Raw genomic sequence first — 19,304 nt, forward strand, 5'->3', positions numbered from 1 at the left:
ACCTATTTATTTAAAAGCGCCAAGTAAGCCTTAGCTGAGCATTCAAATGTGTACTTTGAAATCTCGCCCCCAGTTAAATTAGCTGGAGAAACTAATTTATTATTAATACTTTTTGCAAAATGTTTTAAATCTCCAATTGGTATTAAATCTCCATAGTTGCCGTTTTGTAATATTTCTCTGGGCCCAGTAGGACAGTCAAATGCAACTATCCCTTTCTTCAGTGCTAAAGCTTCAATTAATACTGTTGGTAAGCCCTCATGCCTAGAGCTTAAAAGGTAAAGTTCACTGTTTTTTATAATGTAGTATGGGTTTGATGAGTAACCATTAAAAAAAACTTTATCGTTTAAATCCAGGTCTTCTCTTAAAGCTTCTAATTGCTTTAAATCTTCCCCTTCACCAACAATTATTAAATCTGGTAAGTTTTCATTTTCGTCTAATGCAAGGCGATATATTTTTAATAAGAGATCAAAACCCTTTTGCTCGCATAAACGCCCCACGGCACATAAGTATGGCCTTGGGTGTGAAAATTGCTCTGTGTTTTTAGAGGCAAGGTTGTATAAGTTTTCACTAACAACTGGATTTGGGCAAAAGCTAACTTTGTCTTTAATTTTAGGGATTTGTTTTTTAATATATTTAGAAAGGTCGTCTGAAATAGCAACTATGTTGCCTCGTCCTTTGGCATATAATTTATAGAGGTTAGTAATTTGAGAAACACTTAAGTCCTGATCACTTACATCAAATGCGCAATGCCTAGTATAAACCGGAGTATACCCCCTACGAAATATCCTTGTAGCATAGTTAAGTAAATTGGCTTGTTCTTTTGCTGAAATAACAAGTTCGTATTTACCTTTTTTAATAAAATCACCAAGTTTAAACGTATATTTAGCAATACCAGAAACGCCTCCTGAATCACCAAAATATGTATCAAAGTTACAGAAAAGCTCTTCCTCTATATCACCAGCATCCATGATGAATATGCCGACTTTATGGCCTTGTCTGGCAAACTCATTTGCAAGATTTAACGTTACTTTCTCTACCCCACCGCTACGTAAAAAATCTTTTAATACAAATAAAACGTTTTGCTTTTCCATAACTTAGTACTACTCTTCCGTTTACAACTCAATATCAATTAAAGTAACAGGCGACTTTAACTATCTTTTATTTATAATACTAAATTTTATTGTAAGACCTATACCAATCTACAAATTTTCCCATGCCAAATTCAATGTTAGTATTTGGCTTAAAACCTATCTCAGCATTTAAACTATTAATATCAGCATAAGTAGCCGGAACATCACCCGCTTGCATTGGCATATAATTTTTTTCTGCAACTTTATCAGCTGCTTTTTCGATAGATTCTATAAAAGTCATTAATGCTATTGGTTCATTATTGCCAATATTGAATACACGGTATGGTGCTTTGCTTGACTCTGGCGAGGTATTGCTATTGTTAGGATCTCTTTTTGGAACTACGTCTTGAATGCGAATAATCCCCTCTACAATGTCATCTATGTAGGTAAAGTCGCGTTTCATTTTTCCGTTATTAAATACTTTAATTTCACGATTATTTAATATTGCATCAGTAAATAGATAAGGGGCCATATCTGGGCGCCCCCACGGACCATACACTGTAAAAAAGCGTAAACCGGTTGTTGGTAGATCATATAGGTGGCTATAGCTATGCGCCATAAGCTCATTTGATTTTTTAGTTGCTGCATATAGCGATACTGGGTGATCTACTGCGTCATCTGTTGAAAATGGCATTTTTTCGTTCATACCATAAACAGAGCTTGATGATGCATATACTAAATGCTGTACTTTATTGTGGCGACACCCTTCTAAAATAGTAGCAGTGCCCACTAAATTAGAGTCAATGTAAGCCATTGGATTTTCGATTGAGTAACGTACACCAGCTTGTGCAGCTAGGTGTATAACACGGTCAAATTTTTCATCTTCAAATAGATTTGCTATACCGTCTCTGTCTGCTAAATCCATTTTTACAAAACGAAATTGCGTAAAGTGTTTAATACGCTCAAGTCTTGCATGTTTTAACGCCGGATCGTAATAATCATTTAGGTTATCTAGTCCTACTACTTCATGGCCATCGTTACACAAGCGTTCAGCCACAAAGTTACCGATAAACCCTGCGGCACCAGTTACGAGGTATTTCATTATTTATTCTCCTGAAATAGATAAACCGCGACCAATACTATAGTATTTAATTGCTTTTTTATCCATACGCTCAGGATCGAATAAGTTACGACCATCAAATATTACCGATTCTTTTAATTGTGATGTAATTAAATCAAAATCAGGGGCTCTAAAATTTTGCCACTCGGTACAAATTACTAAGGCATCGGCATTATTTAAGGCAGACTCTTTAGTACCCATTAAGCTTAAATCTGAACGCGTACCGTAAATGCGTTGAGTTTCTTCCATTGCCTCAGGGTCGAAGGCTTGTACATTAGCACCCGCAGCCCAAAGCTGCTCCATCAATACTCGGCTAGGAGCTTCGCGCATGTCGTCGGTGTTTGGTTTAAAGCTTAGCCCCCATACTGCGAAGGTTTTACCTTTTATTGCAGCTGGATTATTAGCTAAATCAAAATGTTTACTTATATATTCAAACATTTTATTTTTTTGTGCGTAATTGACTGCTTCAACTGCTTTTAATATTTGTGACTCATAACCTATACCATCTGCAGTTCGCACTAATGCTTGCACGTCCTTGGGGAAACACGATCCACCGTAACCACAACCTGGGTAAATAAACTGAAAACCAATACGTGAGTCAGATCCAATACCTTGACGTACGTTTTCTATGTCAGCCCCTACTCGCTCTGCTATGTTAGCCATTTCGTTCATAAAGCTTATTTTAGTTGCTAACATACAATTGGCAGCATATTTAGTTAGCTCGGCACTTTTTATATCCATAACAATTATTTTTTCGTGGTTACGATTAAAAGGTGCGTATAACTCACGCATTTGTTCTTCTGCTGTTTTTGAGTCGGTACCAATTATAATGCGATCTGGGCGTTTACAGTCGTTTACTGCTGCGCCTTCTTTTAAAAACTCTGGGTTTGATACAACAGCAAATTCTAAATCACTTTTACGCTCGTTAAGCACACTTTGTATTTTTGCTTTTACTTTATCTGCAGTGCCTACGGGTACTGTTGATTTATCAATGATAACTTTAGGGGTTGTCATATGCGTAGCGACTGTTTCGGCTACTTTAAGAACGTATTTTAAATCGGCTGAACCGTCTTCGTCTGGTGGTGTGCCCACTGCTATAAATTGCAAATCACCGAATTCGACACCAAACTTGGCATCGGTAGTAAATATTAAACGACCGTCAGCAAAGTTTTTTTCAACTAAAGGTGTTAAACCTGGCTCGTAAATAGGAATAATGCCTTTTTTTAGGTTATTTATACGCGTTTCGTCAATATCTACACAACATACATCGTGTCCTGCATCTGCAAGCACAGTAGCTTGCACTAAGCCTACATAGCCTATGCCGTAAAAGGTAACTTTCATTTTAAATCCTTGAGGTATGTTTGGTGTTTTACAGAATTAATTTTTTAACTTGTTTAGTAAACTCTTCGCCCATCTCACTTGATTGCATTGCGTACTCTACATTTGCAAGCATGTATCCTAATTTTGAACCACAATCGTGCGACTGGCCTTTTAGGTGGTACGCTTCAAGTGTTTCTAGATGGCGTAATTGCAGTAATGCATCGGTAAGTTGTATTTCGCCACCGGCACCAGGAGGTGTGTACTCTAGTAAATCCCAAATAGCTGTAGATACAACATAACGGCCTGTAATAGCTAAGTTGCTTGGTGCTTCATCGGTATTTGGTTTTTCTACCATGTTTTTAATTATTGCGTTTTCGCCCGCGCTAATTTTTATACCGGCTAGATCAACCACGCCATATTGGTGTACTTGCTCTTTTGGTACTGGCTCTACCATTACTTGGTTGTGACCTGTTTTGTCGTAACGGTCGATCATTTGGCTTAAATTATCTGTTTTTGGATTTGATTTGTATTTATCAATAATTACGTCAGGCAACATTACTGCAAATGGGTTGTTGCCCACTATAGGGCGCGCTGCTAAAACAGCATGGCCTAGGCCAAGTGGAGCAGATTGACGAACTGAAATTACGGTTACGTCTTTTGGTACTATTGAGCGCACTTCTTCTAGCAGGCTACGCTTTACACGTGCTTCTAGTGTGGCTTCTAGCTCAAAGCTAGTATCAAAATGGTTTTCGATTGAATTTTTTGAGGCGTGGGTAACCAGTATTATTTCTTTTATGCCTGCAGCTACAGCTTCATTAACTACATACTGAATCAATGGTTTATCAACCAATGGTAACATTTCTTTTGGAATGGCCTTTGTAGCCGGTAGCATACGAGTGCCAAGGCCTGCAACAGGTAGTACTGCTTTTAAAACTCTCACATTAATTCCTTTTTAATTCTATTTTTGCAAAACACGTAATAGGACTAGCAAAAAGCATAAATCCTTCTAACGTACTTCACATACCGTGTGAAGGCATTATTATACACACCATAGTAATGTACTCAATAGATAAAGCCTCCTTTAATACTATTTTTTTGTTAAGTTTATGTTGCACTAAATTAGCCTTCAGCGCACTATTTTAGTGCTTCTCATGCTTTTTTGTTATCTACCTTTTTATAGATAACAATACTATACTGATGGCTCGTTAGCTTTTGGGTTTAAACTCATATAACTATAAGAGAACAAGCTCCCGGCTTACTCTTTATTGATAACTTATTAAGGAATGAGTGTGCGTTTAGGGCTTTGCATAATATTAGTAATTTCATTCTACGTATGTGCGCAAGATATGCTTATGTATTTACGTAACAGTGATATAATTGCACGCGCACAAAAACAATATGGTAACGATGGGTACACACGCATAAAAAGCTGGCTAAACTTTATAGATGAGTCTGCAGACAAAAGTGAATGGCAAAAAATTCATTTAGTTAACGATTTTTTTAATAGAAATATCAAATACAAAACCGATGAAGACCTATGGGGCCAAAAAGATTATTGGGCTACCCCGCTCGAAAGTTTAGGTATTGGCATGGGCGATTGCGAAGATTACGTAATTGCAAAATACTTCACACTGATGGCACTAGGTATAAATGAGAATAAAATTCGATTAATGTACGTGCGACAAAAAACGGTTAACCAGCCACATATGGTACTCATATACATTGAAAACCCAAATCAAATTCCTTATGTTTTAGGTAACTTCAATACCAAATTATTACCCGCAAATAAACGAAACGATTTAACCCCTATTTATAGTTTTAATGGTCAAGGTTTATGGTTAGCGAAATCTAAAGGGCTTGGTAATAAAGTTAAAAATAGCCGTGGTGTTTCTGCTTGGAATACTATGTTAGAGCGAATTGAACAAGGTGAGCTCGCGCCCGCCAATAGTAATAAATAAGGAACGACGAGTTATGTCTCGAATATTTAAAAATGGACTCAGTTTAAAAACCCAAGTTTACGGCCTAATTATTTTAATTTCGGTTATATCTTTTTGTGTTCGTATCATTACTGATGTAGATACCACACGTGAATATTTGCAAACACAGATGGCAAGTCACGCGCAAGACACTGCTACAAGCCTTGGCCTTTCGATGTCACCATACCTTGAAGAAGATAGCATAATGATAGCCCAAACAATGGCTACTGCCATTTTTGACTCTGGTTATTACAAACAAATAAAATTCACTAATGCCGATAACAAAGTGACTTTTGATCTCACAAACCCGAAACGTGTTGAAACTGTACCCAATTGGTTTATAGCTGCTGTAAAACTTAAAGCCCCGACGATGCAATCTGAATTAAATAATGGCTGGATTATGGCAGGTATACTTGAAGTTACAAGTCATGTAGGACAATCGTATTTAACTCTATGGGAGCACACTAAACGTAGCTTTTATGGTTCTTTTTTACTACTAATTGCATCTCTTGGTGTTGCATTTTTAATACTGCGCGCTGTATTTAGGCCTTTGAAAGCGGTAGAAAACCAAGCTCATCTAGTTACGCGCAAACGTTTTACCTTAAACGAAGAGATACCTGTTGCGCGCGAGTTACGCACAGTCACTAAAGCAATCAACAATATGGTGATGAACTTACAATGTACGTTCGACTCACTCACGAAGCAAACGCAAGCACTCACAGAAGAAGTCTATATTGATTCATTAACAGGCTTAGGTAACCGCCGTTCGTTTGAGAATCACTTTAATTCTTTAGTTGACACTATAACTGCTGACACTCCAATTGCAGCAATGATGATTACACTTCCCTCACTTGCCAACATTAATCAAACTTTAAGTTACCAAGATGGTGACGAGTACGTCCATGATGTAAGCGTTACTTTGCAGTCTGTGATTGGTACTTTAACTAATACTAAAATTTTTAGACTTAACGGTAGTACTTTTATTGCATTAGCTCAATTCGATATACAGTTTTTAAATAGAACACGTCTTGATATTAACGATGCATTTAGCAAAAAGAAAAATAGCTTACATGTAAACGGTTTTGCTAATTTAGCATTAATGAATGTTGATAACGGATCGTCTATAGGGAGTGTACTCTCAGCACTTGATACTGGCTGTATTATTGGTGACACTACTGCAACTAAGGTAGATAAAGATACTTTATTTAGTGTTAAACAATGGCGAACTCTCATACAGTCTATTATTGATTCTGGTGAAGTTAGTTTTTCTATACAACCAGTCAAACGAGCTAACTCAGAAAATAAACAGTGCTATTTTGAGGTGTTTGCTCATTTTACGCATGAGGGCGAGAAGGTAAATAATGGCCATTTATTCGCAATGGCTGAAAAGTTGAATTTGACTGAAGAACTTGATAAAAAAATTATCCGTAATTTTGTAAATGTTAAAGAGCAATACCCAGAAGATATATTCGCGCTTAATTTGAGTAAAGCATCTTTATATTCAACCGACTTTATTGAATGGTTAACGCTTTACTCTCATACAAAACCCGTCATTAAAACAAACCTACTTTTCGAGCTACATGAAATTAGCTTATTATATAACGTCCACATCGCGTCGCAGCATATCGATATAATAAAAGATATAGGTATTAATGTGTGTATTGAGCACTTTGGTACTAGCCTTACATCGTTTAGGTACTTGCAAGGGCTCGATATCGAGTACGTAAAAATAGATGGAAGTTATATACAAGATTTATTAGATAACAATCAGAGTCAATTTTTTATCCAAACGGTAAATAATATTTGCCACGGTTTTGGTATTAAAGTATTAGCCTGCTTAATAGAAAAACCTGAAACATTACACATACTTGAAAACTTAGGGTGTGATGGCGTTCAAGGTAATTTAATTATGGCACCCTCTAAAATCATTAAAACTGGTAGTACTGATGCAAATAAAGAGTTTACTTTCTGCACCGATGCGCTAAAATTTTGTAATTAGAAAATCTCTTAAAGGGACACAAGATGAAATCATTTATACTTGCTAGCTTATTCGTTGGCGCCTCCAGCTTTGTTACATTTCCTGTTTATGCTCAAGCAGACACGGATGTAATTGTTCAAACTGACAATATAAACGCTTTAATTAATATTTTAGCCAATGCAACTGCTGACACCCCGTCAGATGAACTTCAACAAAAGCTTGTTGTTGCAATTGAACAGCTTTGTAAAAATAACGCCCCTATTGACTTAGATGATGCAATAGCTAACGGAACATGTTCTGCTGAGCAGTTAGATATTATTATGAATAGTATCATTGCAGCTATCGGCGCAGACAGCCCGTTTGTATCTGACTTTTTAGCAGCACTAGTAGCAGCTGGTGTTAACACCGATGCTGTTACACTCGCTGCGATCACAGCGGGTGTTGATGCAACGGTTGCTTCAGAAGCTACTGCAGCAGGTCCTGCAGCATCAACTGGCCCTGTAACTGTAATCTTGCCTACTCCAACGGTTCCTCAAGGAGCAGGTGGTACTGGTGGTGATGCTGGTATTTCTGAAGTTGGCAACTAATTACTAATTAATTTTATAATATAAACGCAGCCCAATGGCTGCGTTTTTTCTTTATACACCACGCTTAAATAAACAATTAACTTTTAGGCTCGTTTTTGAGAACGCTGTGAATCGTTTTATATTTTTTTTGTTATGCGCAATTATTTTTTTTCTGCCACTTCCATTAGGCAGTTACCGCCCTTGGGCTATTATGGCTATGGGTTCTTTAATTTGTCTTACCTTTATATTGCATTTGGTCAACAGCGCTGTAAACGACAAAGCGCTTTACCCTGCACGTTACTCCCTTCCCCTGTTTTCAGTATTACTATTAGTATGTATAGTCTGTGTTATACAGCTTTATACAGTCAGCTTAGACTCTTATCAAACAAAGCAAATGTTACTAAAAACGTGCTTTATATTTTTATTCTGCTGGCTAACTTTTATTTATTGTGACAACAGTGAGCGGATTAAAAAGCTTATTTATATCGTTATTGCTGCCGCGGTTTTTCAAGCTTTATATGCTACATATTTAAATCTATCACCTGAGATTCTTAGTCCTATTTTTGGATATAAGCACACCCAACGTGCTATAGGTACTTTTACATACTCTAACTTTTTAGCTAACTATTTAGCACTATCCTTATGTTTAGGCATAGGTGTATTAGTTGGCGAGTTAAAACGCGGCATTAATATCCCTAATCAAACACTAAAGCAAACCTTGCGGGCTTGGACCGAAATACTTTTAAGCTCTAAAATAATATTACGTATTTCATTAATTATTATAATTATTGCTTTAATATTAACACGGAGCCGTATGGGTAATTCTGCATTTTTTATCGCATTAATGGTGGTAAGCCTGTTGGCTTTATTTGTTTATAATAAAAAACCCAAAGCATTTAAATTACTTATTGTTAGCTTTTTTATTATAGATTTGATCGTAATTGGTGCAATATTCGATGTAGAAAAAGTAAAACAACGTATTACCGAAACCAGTATCAAATCAGAAACTCGTGACGAGGTCGTTCGTGATTCAATACCGCTAATTTTGGATAGGCCACTACTGGGATCAGGTGGGGGAACATTTTACACTGCCTTTCCTGCATATCAAACCCAGCCATATTCAGGTTATTACGACAATGCACATAATGACTATGTACAATTTGCTGTAGAGCTTGGCATACCAGTAACCACCGCTTTAGGTGCTCTGGTTTTGTATTGTTTATGGTTGTGCGTAAAAACTATGCGTAAACGCAAAACCGCTCTGTACCAAGGAGTTGCTTTTGGCTGTGCCGTAGCTATTACAGATATGCTTTTACATTCATCGGTAGATTATTCTTTACAGGCTGGCGCTAACTCTATGCTATTTATGCTTATCTTATGCTTGGCAATACTAAGTAGTGAATTACCTGCTGCAAGGAAAATAAAGTCTAAATAAACTCAATTCGTAGCCCAAGATATAATCAAACTATATTCCATTGTTGCTAATGCATTTCTTATCCTCATACAAGTGCTGCATTAGCAAAGTTTTAGGGGTCTCTAAATCTCGAATATAATTTCATATCCGAATTATGTTCAGCCTACATTTATTTTTATATATATAAAATTGCAAATTATTTGAGGCTATGACCCAAAATTAACTAATTTAAGAATAAAGCCTTTAAAAATTTAATTACTACACGATAATTTGGAAAAACTTTGTAACTCTAGTAAAAATATCAGCTGGTTCCATAATTAGTTTAGTCCGGCTAATATACAAAACTAAATATCAAAGCAGATAAAAAACTTTAAAGAAACTTAAAGACAAGGATAATAAATTGGTAAGGTTAAAAGGAAGTACAGAAAAAATGACGCGAAATATAAACTATGACTTAATACGGTTACTTGGGTTATTAATTATAATGGTCGCGCACTCATCTCCACCAGGTTGGATTTTTCAGTTAAGAAACTTTGGGACACCATTACTTGTAATTGGTTCTGGTTTAACTTATTCATTAATATTTGCATCTAGAAAATTAGAAATCAAAGCATTCTATAAAAAAAGGCTTCCCAAATTAATCTTTCCTGCATGGCTATTTTTAACTTTTTTCTTCTTGGCCTTATACGCAACATCTGTTGTTTCAGATTTTGAATTCCCTTTTTCTAATGAAAAAGTAATTGAATCATTCTTGTTTATGGGTGGTATTGGTTTTGTATGGGTCTTCAAAATATATATTATATTATCTTTGATTACACCACTTGCGGTATATTTGGATGATAAGGTCAATAATAACCTAAAATACTTATCCAGCTTATTGTTGTTGTACATAGGTTATGAAATTGCAGTTTACCTTATTACTCCATTATTAACTGGGGTTTATAGTACCGTATTCAATTCAATAATCTTTATTGCAATACCTTACACAATACTATTTCTATATGCCTTTAATCTTCCTTCCTTAAAAAAGATAAGTATATATTTTATTTCAATATCATCTTTGTTTATTTTTATCGTTCTAGCATATCTAAAATATACTGAAGCAGGTTATTTTGTTCATACACAATTATATAAATACCCACCTACACTATATTATCTTTCTTACGCATTCTTTGCGGTCAATGTAATATATTTAATTCTTAGAAACATCAAGATCAGCAATGATTTGACTAACTCTATTGTAATATGGCTTTCGTCGAACTCATTATGGATATATCTCTGGCATATTTTTGCATTTTATATCTGGAAATTTGCTTCAATAGGTGAAATAGACTCGATTGTGCCAGTTTTTGTTGGAAAAATATTTTTTATGATTACATTTGGTATTGTATTTACTCACCTTCAAAATACTTTACTTAATAGATTGCCTATTGAAAATACAACCTGGAAAAATAAGCTACTACCTTTATTGACTAATAAAAAATAACTTCTACTTATTGAAGGTGAGAGACACTCTCACCTTCAATACACGTAATTATATAGAAGCTCATATTTTCAAAATAAGTTTTCAATTTAAGTAATTAAATTAGAGAGTTGTGATGTAAAAGTTAATTAGTTTTAAAATGAAAGATTTAAGCTTCAAGATTACTGTTCTTCTAAATCAAACTCCGTTGTATGGCCATCACCATGTATAAGTTGGTAGCGGGCTAAATTCCCCTGCTCTAGTGTTATTAAACTAATAGCTGAGTCGCTTACTAAGTATTTTTGCCCTTCACCTTTAGTTTGGTGTTTATCTACTTCCATATGCCAGCGTTTAGTAAAAAAGTTTAAAGGACTTTTTGGGCCGTATAGGATTGAATCTAGTTTATCGAGTATGTTTATTAATTTACGCGGGAACTCGTTTTTAATACCGCTGGCGGTAAGTTGCCAAATTCGGTTGTGGTGATCGCCAAAACGCTTTTGCACCGAAAAGCAAAATGAGTAATGCACGTCTCCCGATAAAATAAGGGTTTCGTTTGGGGTATCGGTTCGTCTAAATGTATCGAGTAGCTTTTTGGCTGAGCCTTCGTGCGCCATCCAGTTTTCTACGTCAACCATGAGCGGTTGGCCACATATGTTAAACATGGCTTGAATGGCTTCTATTGATTTAACACCAAACACGGGAGCTGGCGATACAATAATAACTTGGTCGTGGCTTAATAGGCTTTCCTCAAGCTCTGTGAGACGTTCCCAATCAAGTAGACCTGACGGCTCATTAAAGTTTTGCTCATTTCGCCAGCGGTGCGTGCGCGTATCTAGCACCACTACTTTGGGTATTGTAGTAAGTTCGTAATGCCAAAAACTAAAATCGTTTAGTGGTTTATCAAATGCTTTAAACTGCCATAAATTATTAGCAGTACGGCTTTGCTTAAAAGGTGTTAGTAGCTCGCCTGTTTTATTTAGTGCATCGTTCCCCATTCCTTGGAAAAGCCAATAACTAATTAAACCGTTATTAATGATTCGTTTACTACTTGGATTTTCATTTATAGCTTGCTCCCACCCAGCGGTGAGGTTCCAATCATCGGTTACATCATGATCGTCAAACATCATTAATGTAGATACATTGGCAAACAACAGCTCTACTTCACTTAAGCCTTTTGCATAATCAATCAGTGCTGCTTTTTCAGCGTTAAAAATAGTTTTGTTTTGCTCGCTTTGACCTAAATACGTTGTGTTTTGTATATCAACGCATTGCCAAGCAGCAGCACTAAAATTTAATAAATAAAGTGCTATATATTCTTCAAAATGGATAAGGTGATTGTAGGCTTTTACACTTGAAAAGTGAGGTTCGTCTTTTTTTAGCCAGTAACCAACACCTAACTTTGAGCGTTTTTGCCAAGGCGTTTTTGGTAAGAACAAATGGCGATTATAAAGTTGCTCATTTATGTCGGCGGGTAGTTCAATGGCAAGTGGTTGCTCTTTATAAATACCTAAGGCTTTAATTAACTGATGAACAGCTAATAACATGGGCCCTGCTACGTCATCGGCATAAACCTGATCACCACTTAGTAATAATAACTGTGCGCCTTGATTATTATTAGCGCGCTGAGTATTTTGCCAGTGACTTGCAGACACTAAGCTGTCTTTTGCTGGATGATGTGCATTACGGCACGAGCCATGCAAAATATCACTCAGTTTATTAGGAATTACAAATGCAGGCGTTGTTTGATTGCTATAGCACCAAGGCGATAAATCGATTGCTGTATCGTCAATTACAAGTTCATAGCTTAATAAGCTATCTACAGGGAGTTTGTTGTCTATTGGCTTTATAATAACGAAATGCAGGTATAAATGCTCCCCTAAAGAAACAGTGTGTTGATCGCTATAACACTCAACATTTAATAAGTTTATTTGGCAGTTTGCAGGCCTGGAGGTAGCAAACTGAATGCAGACTCCAGTTTTCTCTGCACGGCGCACCATTGGCCCCATTAGTAAAATAGGAAGGTTTGCCGTGTGAGTAATCATGTATTTAGCCTTTAGCTGCTAATTTAAATAAAGAATAAAAGTTCTCGGTAGTCGCTTTAGCCAGTTCATTAAAGCTAATGCCTTTAAGTTCGCTAATGTAATAAGCAACATCTTCTACGTACGCTGGCTGGTTTGTTTGCCCACGATACGGTACTGGTGCTAAATAAGGCGAGTCGGTTTCTATTAGTAATCTATCTAGCGGTATTTGTTTTACTACTTCTTTTAGCTCTAATGCATTTTTAAAGGTAACAATGCCCGAAATAGAAATATAAAAGCCCATGTCTATGGCTTTTTTTGCCATATCCCAGTCTTCAGTAAAGCAGTGCAGTACGCCACCGCAGTTTTCGGCTTTGTGCTCACGCATCAAGTTAATGGTATCGGCGCGGGCATCACGAGTGTGAATAATTAACGGCTTTTGTAATTCGTTAGCTACTTCAATATGCCCAACAAAGCTTGCTTGCTGCACTGCATGAGTATCTTTTGAATAGTAGTAATCAAGACCCGTTTCGCCAATAGCGACGACTTTTTCGTGTGAAGCTAAGTCGATTAGTTGCTGTTTATTAAGGGCGTCTTTTTGATCAAGTGGATGTACACCGCATGAGGCTGAAACATCGTCGTAATGCTTAATTTTATCAAGCATGCTTGGAAACTGATCAAGCGTTACGCTTACACATAAAAAGTGCTCTATTTGCTTTGCACGCGCTTTATCAAGAACTTGGTCAAGGTTTAAGTCTAATTTATCAAAATCAAGACGATCTAAATGGCAATGAGAATCTACAATCACTATAAGGCCTGTATTATGTTCAGGGTTTAAATTTGTTCGTTTAATTTATTATGTTAGCAATTAAAAGAACCCAATATAGGGCGGCGTTAATCTCAATGAAAAACCGACCCTATAACTACATGGTATATGTTTGATCACCTGAGTTTAACATAGTCCCAAGTAGCTTTTCGATTTTAGCGTTTAGGTTTGTTTTATCGTCTAAAAAGCTAATACCAATACCTGGAGGGTTAGAGCTTTGTGCCCCTTGTGGCGTGATCCACGATACTTTACCGGTTACTACGTCATCTTCTAAGGCATCGGGCAAGGTAACTCTAAGCGCTAATGAATGCCCTGCTTCGTAACGCATATTAGTGCGTACAAATAAGCCACCTTTTTTTAAGTAAGGCATATAACAACGGTATAACTCGTCTAAATCGTCTATGTCTACTAGTAGTTCTTGCATGATTAATCCTTTTAAGAATTTCGCAATGTGTATGCTAATCGTGATACAGCAAGCGGTAAATTAAGGCCAAGTACTTGTGTGTTATTTTGTAAAAACTCGCCTAATGCATTTTGCGCACTTTGATAAGCGTCAAAACTCATACCTTGCAGTAATTGCTGCTTTAGTTGCACGCTTAAAAATAAAGTAAATATACGAACAAGCTCAGGCTGTTTATTTATTATATCGACTAACGCTTTGAAATTATGGCTTTGTTTAAACTCAGTTGCAAACTTATAAAGTGTATCAATATTTTTTAGCTGGTCTTGCTGTTGCCAATGCTTTACTTGCAGCGGTTGGTTATAAAAAAGTGCTAGCCAACTATAGTTAGGAATATCTAATGTTTCTAGCCATTGCTGAGCAAGTGCTGTATTTGTTATTTTTACGTCACTTTTAGCACATCGACTTAAAATAGTTGCAGGGAGCTGTGCTGGTTGGCTTGTAGTTAATATTAAAAAACGGCTATTAGTTGGCTCTTCAAGTGTTTTTAAAAGTGCATTTGCTGCTGCTGTAGTCATTTTTTCGCAATTTTCGATTATCGCTACTTTATTACCATTTTGCGCTGCTGAGTGGTTCATAAAGTCACTAATGCCGCGTATATCATCTACGCCTATGCTTTGCCCATCAACTTGCGTTAAGCGCTTGTCGGGATGAGTACCCGCAAGAGTAAGTAAACAGCTTTTACAATGCCCGCAAGGTTTTAGCATACTGTTTTGCGCAGCTACCTGCTTAGCTATATTTTGGCATAACAAAGCATTACCAAGCTCATCACTTAACTCAAATTTACCTACGCCAACAGGCCCACAAAATAATTGCGCATGATGAAAACGCTCTGCACGATAACTTTGCGCTAAACGTGCTTGAGTATCATGTAGCCACGGCAATGGCATATTATTTTAGGCCTTCAAAAAATGAATGCAGTACATTGGTTATATCGCGATGTACTTTATCAATACTTTGGTTTGCATCAACCGTTTTAATTGTGTTGTCGTCATTAGCAAGTTCAACATAACGCATACGTGTACGCTGAAAAAACTCAATGGCTTCTTGTTCAATACGGTCAAGCTCACCACGTCCTTTTGCACGTTCAAGGCCTATCACTGGATCAATATCAAGGTAAATAGTTAAATCAGGCTTTAAGCCCTTTAATACCATTGACGAAAGTGAAGCTAATGTATTTGAGCTAATACCACGCCCACCACCTTGATACGCCTGAGACGATAAGTCATGACGATCGGCAAGTACCCATTGGCCTTTATCAAGCGCTGGGGTAATAACATTGTGCATTAATTGCGAACGTGCTGCGTACATAATAAGCAACTCGGTTTCAAAGGCAATTTCTTCTTCGTGCTCTGCTTTTACAAGCGTACGAAGCGATTCAGCCAGTGGCGTGCCGCCAGGTTCGCGGACGTTAATGAAGTCTATTTTTTGTTTGTTTAAAAAGTCTTGGCATAACGAAATAGCGGTTGATTTACCTGCGCCTTCTAGCCCTTCTATTACTATAAATTTTGATTTCATAAAACTTAATTCTTTTTATTTAATATATACGTTTTAACTGCTGCGTTATGCTGCTTTAACGTGGTTGAAAATTGGTGGCTACCATCGCCTTTTGATACAAAGTAAACGTATTCACTTTGTGGCGGATTAACTGCAGCTAAAATAGCGGCTTTTGATGGCATTGCAATCGGTGTTGGCGGTAAACCATTAATACGATACGTATTGTAAGGCGTATAATCGCGTAAATCTTTGCGTTTAATATCGCCATCAAAATCAGCGCCTAATCCGTATATTACGGTTGGATCGGTCTGTAGGCGCATATTAGTGTTTAATCGATTAACAAACGCTGATGCAATTAACGGACGCTCGCTGGCAAGGCCTGTCTCTTTTTCAATAATTGAAGCCATTATTAGTGCTTCGTATGCTGTTTTATAGGGTAGATTAGCGGCGCGCTGCTGCCAAGCACCGTCTAACGTTTGCTGCATTTTTTGCGCTGCTCGTTTTAATACACTGCTTGCAGTATCGTTATTATGATAATGGTAAGTGTCGGGAAATAACCAGCCTTCTAAGTGCGTATTATTGCCCAGTATTTGTGTACTTAGCTCATCACTTTTTAAATCGTTTTGTAAATTATCGGCTTTTTTAATAGCACTTAGTACTTCACGTAAGTTTTGCCCTTCAATTATGGTAAAACTAAAACTAATTTGCTGACCTTGATTGATTTTTTTTACGTTGTTGATAACGCTATCGGCTGTTAGCTCGTAGAGGCCCGCTTTTAAGTCGGTTAGTGTGGGATCTAATTTGGCAATTACTTGATAACGCCAGCAGCCCTCCACCCAGTTATTAGTTTGCCACTGCTGACATAACTTATTAAAGCCAGTGCCATGCTTAACTTCAAACTGTGTGTTTTGCGCTACTTTTAGCGGGCTATTTATTGTGGCTTGTAATTGCTGGTAACCAATAGTAGTGGTTATAACAGCTAAAAAAAGTACCGATAAAATAACTTTTAACACTCAGCCTCCTTGGCTAATAATCTAGTTAGTAATGCGTGGCTGTCGTCTGTATTAAATACCTGTTGCTCAATACGTTTAACAGGTACTGCTCCCATTAAGCTATTACACACAAATACGGCGTCTGCTTGGGTTAAATCTTCTACTTTCACGCGTTTAAATTCAACAGGCAATTTATCACATAACGATTGTAGATAAACGCCCTTTATTCCGCACTCATCAAGCAATGGCGTAAACACACACTTATTTTTAATCGCAAAAATATTAGCAGCTGAAGCTTCAATTACATTGTTATTGTAATCAAGCACTAACACATCATCGCAGTTTTGCGTTTGCATCGCTTTTTTAACTAGCACTTGTTCAAGCCGGTTTAATGTTTTAAGGCCCGCTAAATATGGCTGTGCCGCTAATTTAATCGGGCTTATTTCGAGATTCACACCCTTTTTAGTAAGCGCTTCGTAATTACTAGGGTAATCTAATACACTCAATAAAATAGTGACATTACACTCACTTGGCAGCCCATAACCACGTCCGCCTTCGCCTCGCGTTACAAGTATTTTAAGCACGTTTAGTGGTGCAGCGTTTATATGCAAAGCAATTTGATTTTCAAGGCTATTAAAGTCTAACTCAGGAAAACCCAAACGCTGTGCGCATTCAATCAAACGCGCTTTATGATGAGCCCAATACTGTACTTGCCCATCAACAACCTTAGCGGTTGTAAAAAAGCCATCACCGTAATTTAAGCCCCTGTCACGCGTGCTTAAAGTGCTGTTTTGATCTACTGCTATTATTGTTTGCATTTTGTTTGGCATATAAAAAAAGCCCAGTTAAACAACTGAGCTCTTATAATTTGATTCGTTGTTAAAAAAGATTATACCTTTTTAAATAGCAACGAGCCATTAGTACCACCAAAACCGAACGAGTTACACAGTGCAAAGTCTAACTTTGCATCACGTGCAGTGTGCGCAATATAATCTAAGTCACACCCTTCGTCTGGGTTATCAAGGTTGATAGTTGGCGACACTTTTTGATCTGTCAGTGATAAAATCGAAATAATCGATTCAACCGAACCTGCAGCACCTAACAAGTGACCCATCATCGATTTAGACGAGCCTACCATTACATCTTTAGCTGCATTACCAAAAATTGACTTAACAGCGGCAGTTTCTGCTTTATCGCCTGCATTTGTAGATGTGCCATGTGCGTTAATGTAACCAATTTGCTCAGCGTTTACTTGCGCATCATTTAGTGCGTTTTGCATTGCAAGGGCAGCACCCGCACCATCTTCTGGTGGTGATGTCATGTGATACGCATCGCCACTCATACCAAAGCCTACTAGCTCAGCATAAATTTTAGCACCACGTGCTTTAGCATGTTCGTACTCTTCAACTACAACAACACCCGCACCGTCAGAAAGCACAAAGCCATCGCGGTCTTTATCCCAAGGGCGAGAAGCCGCTTGTGGATCGTCATTGCGGGTTGAAAGTGCACGCGCAGCATTAAAGCCACCCATACCAATTGGGGTACACGCTTTTTCTGCACCGCCAGCAACCATTGCATCTGCATCACCGTAGGCAATCATGCGCGCTGCATGGCCAATATTATGCAAACCAGTAGTACAGGCAGTTACAATTGAAATATTTGGACCACGAAGTCCATGCATTATTGATAAATGACCTGAAATCATATTAATAATGGTAGACGGCACATAAAATGGCGATAACTTGCGCGGACCACTGTTTAACAGCTTAATGTGGTTTTCTTCAATTAACGTAAGCCCACCAATACCTGAACCTACAGCTACACCAATGCGTGCTGCGTTTTGCTCAGTGATTTCAAGGCCTGAATCTTTAAAGGCTTGAACACCCGCTGCAATGCCGTACTGAATAAACAAGTCCATTTTTTTAGTATCTTTCGCTGACATGTATGCAGTTGCATCAAAATCATTTATTAATCCAGCGAATTTAGTACCAAATTTTGATGTATCAAAGTGCGTTATTGTTTGAATGCCACTTTTACCATCTAATAAGCCTTGCCAGGTTGATTGAACATCATTACCTAGCGGCGTCAACATTCCTAAGCCAGTTACGACGACTCGACGTTTAGCCACGGTTTGCCTCCAATAAGGGATATTTTACAAGGGGATGATCATACCCAAGCTACCTCAAAGTGCTAGTCCCAAAATAGATTAAAAACGCATAACACTATCAAAATTAATTTTTAGCTAAAATTGAGCATAGAGATTTAAGTTTTGAATCACGAACTTTGAGGTGGTTTGGATATAAAAAATTAAAGGCAGCGGATGCTGCCTTTAACGTGCGATTAATTACTCAGCGTGTGCTGTAACGTAATCGATAGCAGTTTGTACTGTAGTGATCTTCTCAGCTTCTTCATCTGGGATCTCAGTATCAAACTCTTCTTCAAGAGCCATTACTAGTTCAACAGTATCAAGAGAATCTGCACCTAGGTCATCTACGAAAGAAGATTCATTTTTAACTTCTTCTTCTTTAACACCTAGTTGTTCAATGATAATTTTCTTTACGCGTTCTTGGATATCGCTCATTCTTCTTTCCTTTATTAAAAACGC

18 protein-coding genes are annotated in these 19,304 nt (G+C 37.3%); 5 read left to right on the forward strand and 13 right to left on the reverse strand.

The genetic code is table 11. The annotated features are described in order from the left end of the window. Window positions 1-2: 2 nt before the first annotated feature. The 4 genes from I6F40_RS01275 to galU all read right to left on the reverse strand — a co-directional run bounded on the left by I6F40_RS01275 (window position 3) and on the right by galU (window position 4,450). Entirely contained in the window at window positions 3-1,091 is a 1,089-nt protein-coding gene (locus I6F40_RS01275; protein WP_197192396.1) for a glycosyltransferase, read from the reverse strand. Between the two features lie 79 nt (window positions 1,092-1,170). Beyond that, window positions 1,171-2,172: an NAD-dependent epimerase gene (locus tag I6F40_RS01280; protein WP_197192397.1), complete on the reverse strand. Its 1,002-nt coding sequence runs from the start codon at window positions 2,170-2,172 to the stop codon at window positions 1,171-1,173. A gap of 3 nt (window positions 2,173-2,175) precedes the next feature. Continuing rightward, window positions 2,176-3,531, reverse strand: a complete 1,356-nt coding sequence (locus I6F40_RS01285; protein ID WP_197192398.1) for a UDP-glucose dehydrogenase family protein — start codon at window positions 3,529-3,531, stop codon at window positions 2,176-2,178. Window positions 3,532-3,559: 28 nt separating this feature from the next. After that, window positions 3,560-4,450, reverse strand: a complete 891-nt coding sequence (gene galU / locus I6F40_RS01290) for a UTP--glucose-1-phosphate uridylyltransferase GalU (RefSeq protein ID WP_197192399.1) — start codon at window positions 4,448-4,450, stop codon at window positions 3,560-3,562. A gap of 349 nt (window positions 4,451-4,799) precedes the next feature. On the opposite strand from galU, the gene I6F40_RS01295 reads away from it, so the two are divergent. From I6F40_RS01295 to I6F40_RS01315, 5 genes are all read left to right on the forward strand, one after another. Continuing rightward, a complete protein-coding gene (locus tag I6F40_RS01295; protein ID WP_197192400.1) occupies window positions 4,800-5,468 on the forward strand; it encodes a transglutaminase-like cysteine peptidase in 669 nt (222 codons plus the stop codon). Window positions 5,469-5,481: 13 nt separating this feature from the next. Further along, entirely contained in the window at window positions 5,482-7,485 is a 2,004-nt protein-coding gene (locus tag I6F40_RS01300; protein WP_197192401.1) for a bifunctional diguanylate cyclase/phosphodiesterase, read from the forward strand. A gap of 23 nt (window positions 7,486-7,508) precedes the next feature. Then, window positions 7,509-8,051 (forward strand): hypothetical protein, encoded by a 543-nt coding sequence (locus I6F40_RS01305; RefSeq protein ID WP_197192402.1) that lies wholly within the window; start codon window positions 7,509-7,511, stop codon window positions 8,049-8,051. Window positions 8,052-8,157: 106 nt separating this feature from the next. Beyond that, window positions 8,158-9,465 carry an O-antigen ligase family protein gene (locus I6F40_RS01310; RefSeq protein WP_197192403.1) on the forward strand — a complete coding sequence of 436 codons (1,308 nt, stop codon included), beginning with the start codon at window positions 8,158-8,160 and terminating at the stop codon, window positions 9,463-9,465. Between the two features lie 409 nt (window positions 9,466-9,874). Beyond that, window positions 9,875-10,930 carry an acyltransferase family protein gene (locus I6F40_RS01315; RefSeq protein WP_197192404.1) on the forward strand — a complete coding sequence of 352 codons (1,056 nt, stop codon included), beginning with the start codon at window positions 9,875-9,877 and terminating at the stop codon, window positions 10,928-10,930. 158 nt (window positions 10,931-11,088) lie between these two features. Here the strand turns inward: I6F40_RS01315 and I6F40_RS01320 are convergent, their stop codons facing one another. From I6F40_RS01320 to acpP, 9 genes are all read right to left on the reverse strand, one after another. After that, on the reverse strand, window positions 11,089-12,948 hold the full coding sequence (locus I6F40_RS01320) for an alkaline phosphatase D family protein (RefSeq protein WP_197192405.1): 1,860 nt from the start codon (window positions 12,946-12,948) through the stop codon (window positions 11,089-11,091). Between the two features lie 4 nt (window positions 12,949-12,952). Then, window positions 12,953-13,732 (reverse strand): TatD family hydrolase, encoded by a 780-nt coding sequence (locus tag I6F40_RS01325; protein ID WP_010554178.1) that lies wholly within the window; start codon window positions 13,730-13,732, stop codon window positions 12,953-12,955. Between the two features lie 115 nt (window positions 13,733-13,847). Further along, window positions 13,848-14,174, reverse strand: a complete 327-nt coding sequence (locus tag I6F40_RS01330) for a PilZ domain-containing protein (protein ID WP_002962367.1) — start codon at window positions 14,172-14,174, stop codon at window positions 13,848-13,850. A gap of 11 nt (window positions 14,175-14,185) precedes the next feature. After that, complete coding sequence (locus I6F40_RS01335; protein WP_024590369.1) at window positions 14,186-15,100, reverse strand: DNA polymerase III subunit; 915 nt, start codon at window positions 15,098-15,100, stop codon at window positions 14,186-14,188. A gap of 1 nt (window position 15,101) precedes the next feature. Further along, a complete protein-coding gene (gene tmk / locus I6F40_RS01340) occupies window positions 15,102-15,728 on the reverse strand; it encodes a dTMP kinase (protein ID WP_007585737.1) in 627 nt (208 codons plus the stop codon). Window positions 15,729-15,733: 5 nt separating this feature from the next. After that, a complete protein-coding gene (mltG, locus tag I6F40_RS01345; protein WP_197192406.1) occupies window positions 15,734-16,720 on the reverse strand; it encodes an endolytic transglycosylase MltG in 987 nt (328 codons plus the stop codon). Next, complete coding sequence (gene pabC / locus I6F40_RS01350; protein WP_197192407.1) at window positions 16,714-17,529, reverse strand: aminodeoxychorismate lyase; 816 nt, start codon at window positions 17,527-17,529, stop codon at window positions 16,714-16,716. Before pabC ends, mltG begins: the two co-directional genes overlap by 7 nt. A gap of 59 nt (window positions 17,530-17,588) precedes the next feature. Beyond that, window positions 17,589-18,827 carry a beta-ketoacyl-ACP synthase II gene (gene fabF / locus I6F40_RS01355; protein WP_165727327.1) on the reverse strand — a complete coding sequence of 413 codons (1,239 nt, stop codon included), beginning with the start codon at window positions 18,825-18,827 and terminating at the stop codon, window positions 17,589-17,591. A 216-nt stretch (window positions 18,828-19,043) separates the two neighbouring features. After that, window positions 19,044-19,280, reverse strand: a complete 237-nt coding sequence (gene acpP / locus I6F40_RS01360) for an acyl carrier protein (protein ID WP_002962377.1) — start codon at window positions 19,278-19,280, stop codon at window positions 19,044-19,046. Window positions 19,281-19,304: the final 24 nt, after the last annotated feature.

This window comes from Pseudoalteromonas sp. SWXJ133 (assembly GCF_015864365.1).
GTDB classification, from domain to species: Bacteria; Pseudomonadota; Gammaproteobacteria; order Enterobacterales; family Alteromonadaceae; genus Pseudoalteromonas; species Pseudoalteromonas arctica.

What these genes read in the sequence shown, in the direction of transcription:
- I6F40_RS01275 (WP_197192396.1), bottom strand. Translation starts at nt 1,091, where the DNA reads ATGGAAAAGCAAAACGTTTTATTTGTATTAAAAGATTTTTTACGTAGC.
- I6F40_RS01280 (WP_197192397.1), bottom strand. Translation starts at nt 2,172, where the DNA reads ATGAAATACCTCGTAACTGGTGCCGCAGGGTTTATCGGTAACTTTGTG.
- I6F40_RS01285 (WP_197192398.1), bottom strand. Translation starts at nt 3,531, where the DNA reads ATGAAAGTTACCTTTTACGGCATAGGCTATGTAGGCTTAGTGCAAGCT.
- I6F40_RS01300 (WP_197192401.1), top strand. Translation starts at nt 5,482, where the DNA reads ATGTCTCGAATATTTAAAAATGGACTCAGTTTAAAAACCCAAGTTTAC.
- I6F40_RS01305 (WP_197192402.1), top strand. Translation starts at nt 7,509, where the DNA reads ATGAAATCATTTATACTTGCTAGCTTATTCGTTGGCGCCTCCAGCTTT.
- I6F40_RS01315 (WP_197192404.1), top strand. Translation starts at nt 9,875, where the DNA reads ATGACGCGAAATATAAACTATGACTTAATACGGTTACTTGGGTTATTA.
- I6F40_RS01320 (WP_197192405.1), bottom strand. Translation starts at nt 12,948, where the DNA reads ATGATTACTCACACGGCAAACCTTCCTATTTTACTAATGGGGCCAATG.
- I6F40_RS01330 (WP_002962367.1), bottom strand. Translation starts at nt 14,174, where the DNA reads ATGCAAGAACTACTAGTAGACATAGACGATTTAGACGAGTTATACCGT.
- I6F40_RS01335 (WP_024590369.1), bottom strand. Translation starts at nt 15,100, where the DNA reads ATGCCATTGCCGTGGCTACATGATACTCAAGCACGTTTAGCGCAAAGT.
- tmk (WP_007585737.1), bottom strand. Translation starts at nt 15,728, where the DNA reads ATGAAATCAAAATTTATAGTAATAGAAGGGCTAGAAGGCGCAGGTAAA.
- pabC (WP_197192407.1), bottom strand. Translation starts at nt 17,529, where the DNA reads ATGCCAAACAAAATGCAAACAATAATAGCAGTAGATCAAAACAGCACT.
- acpP (WP_002962377.1), bottom strand. Translation starts at nt 19,280, where the DNA reads ATGAGCGATATCCAAGAACGCGTAAAGAAAATTATCATTGAACAACTA.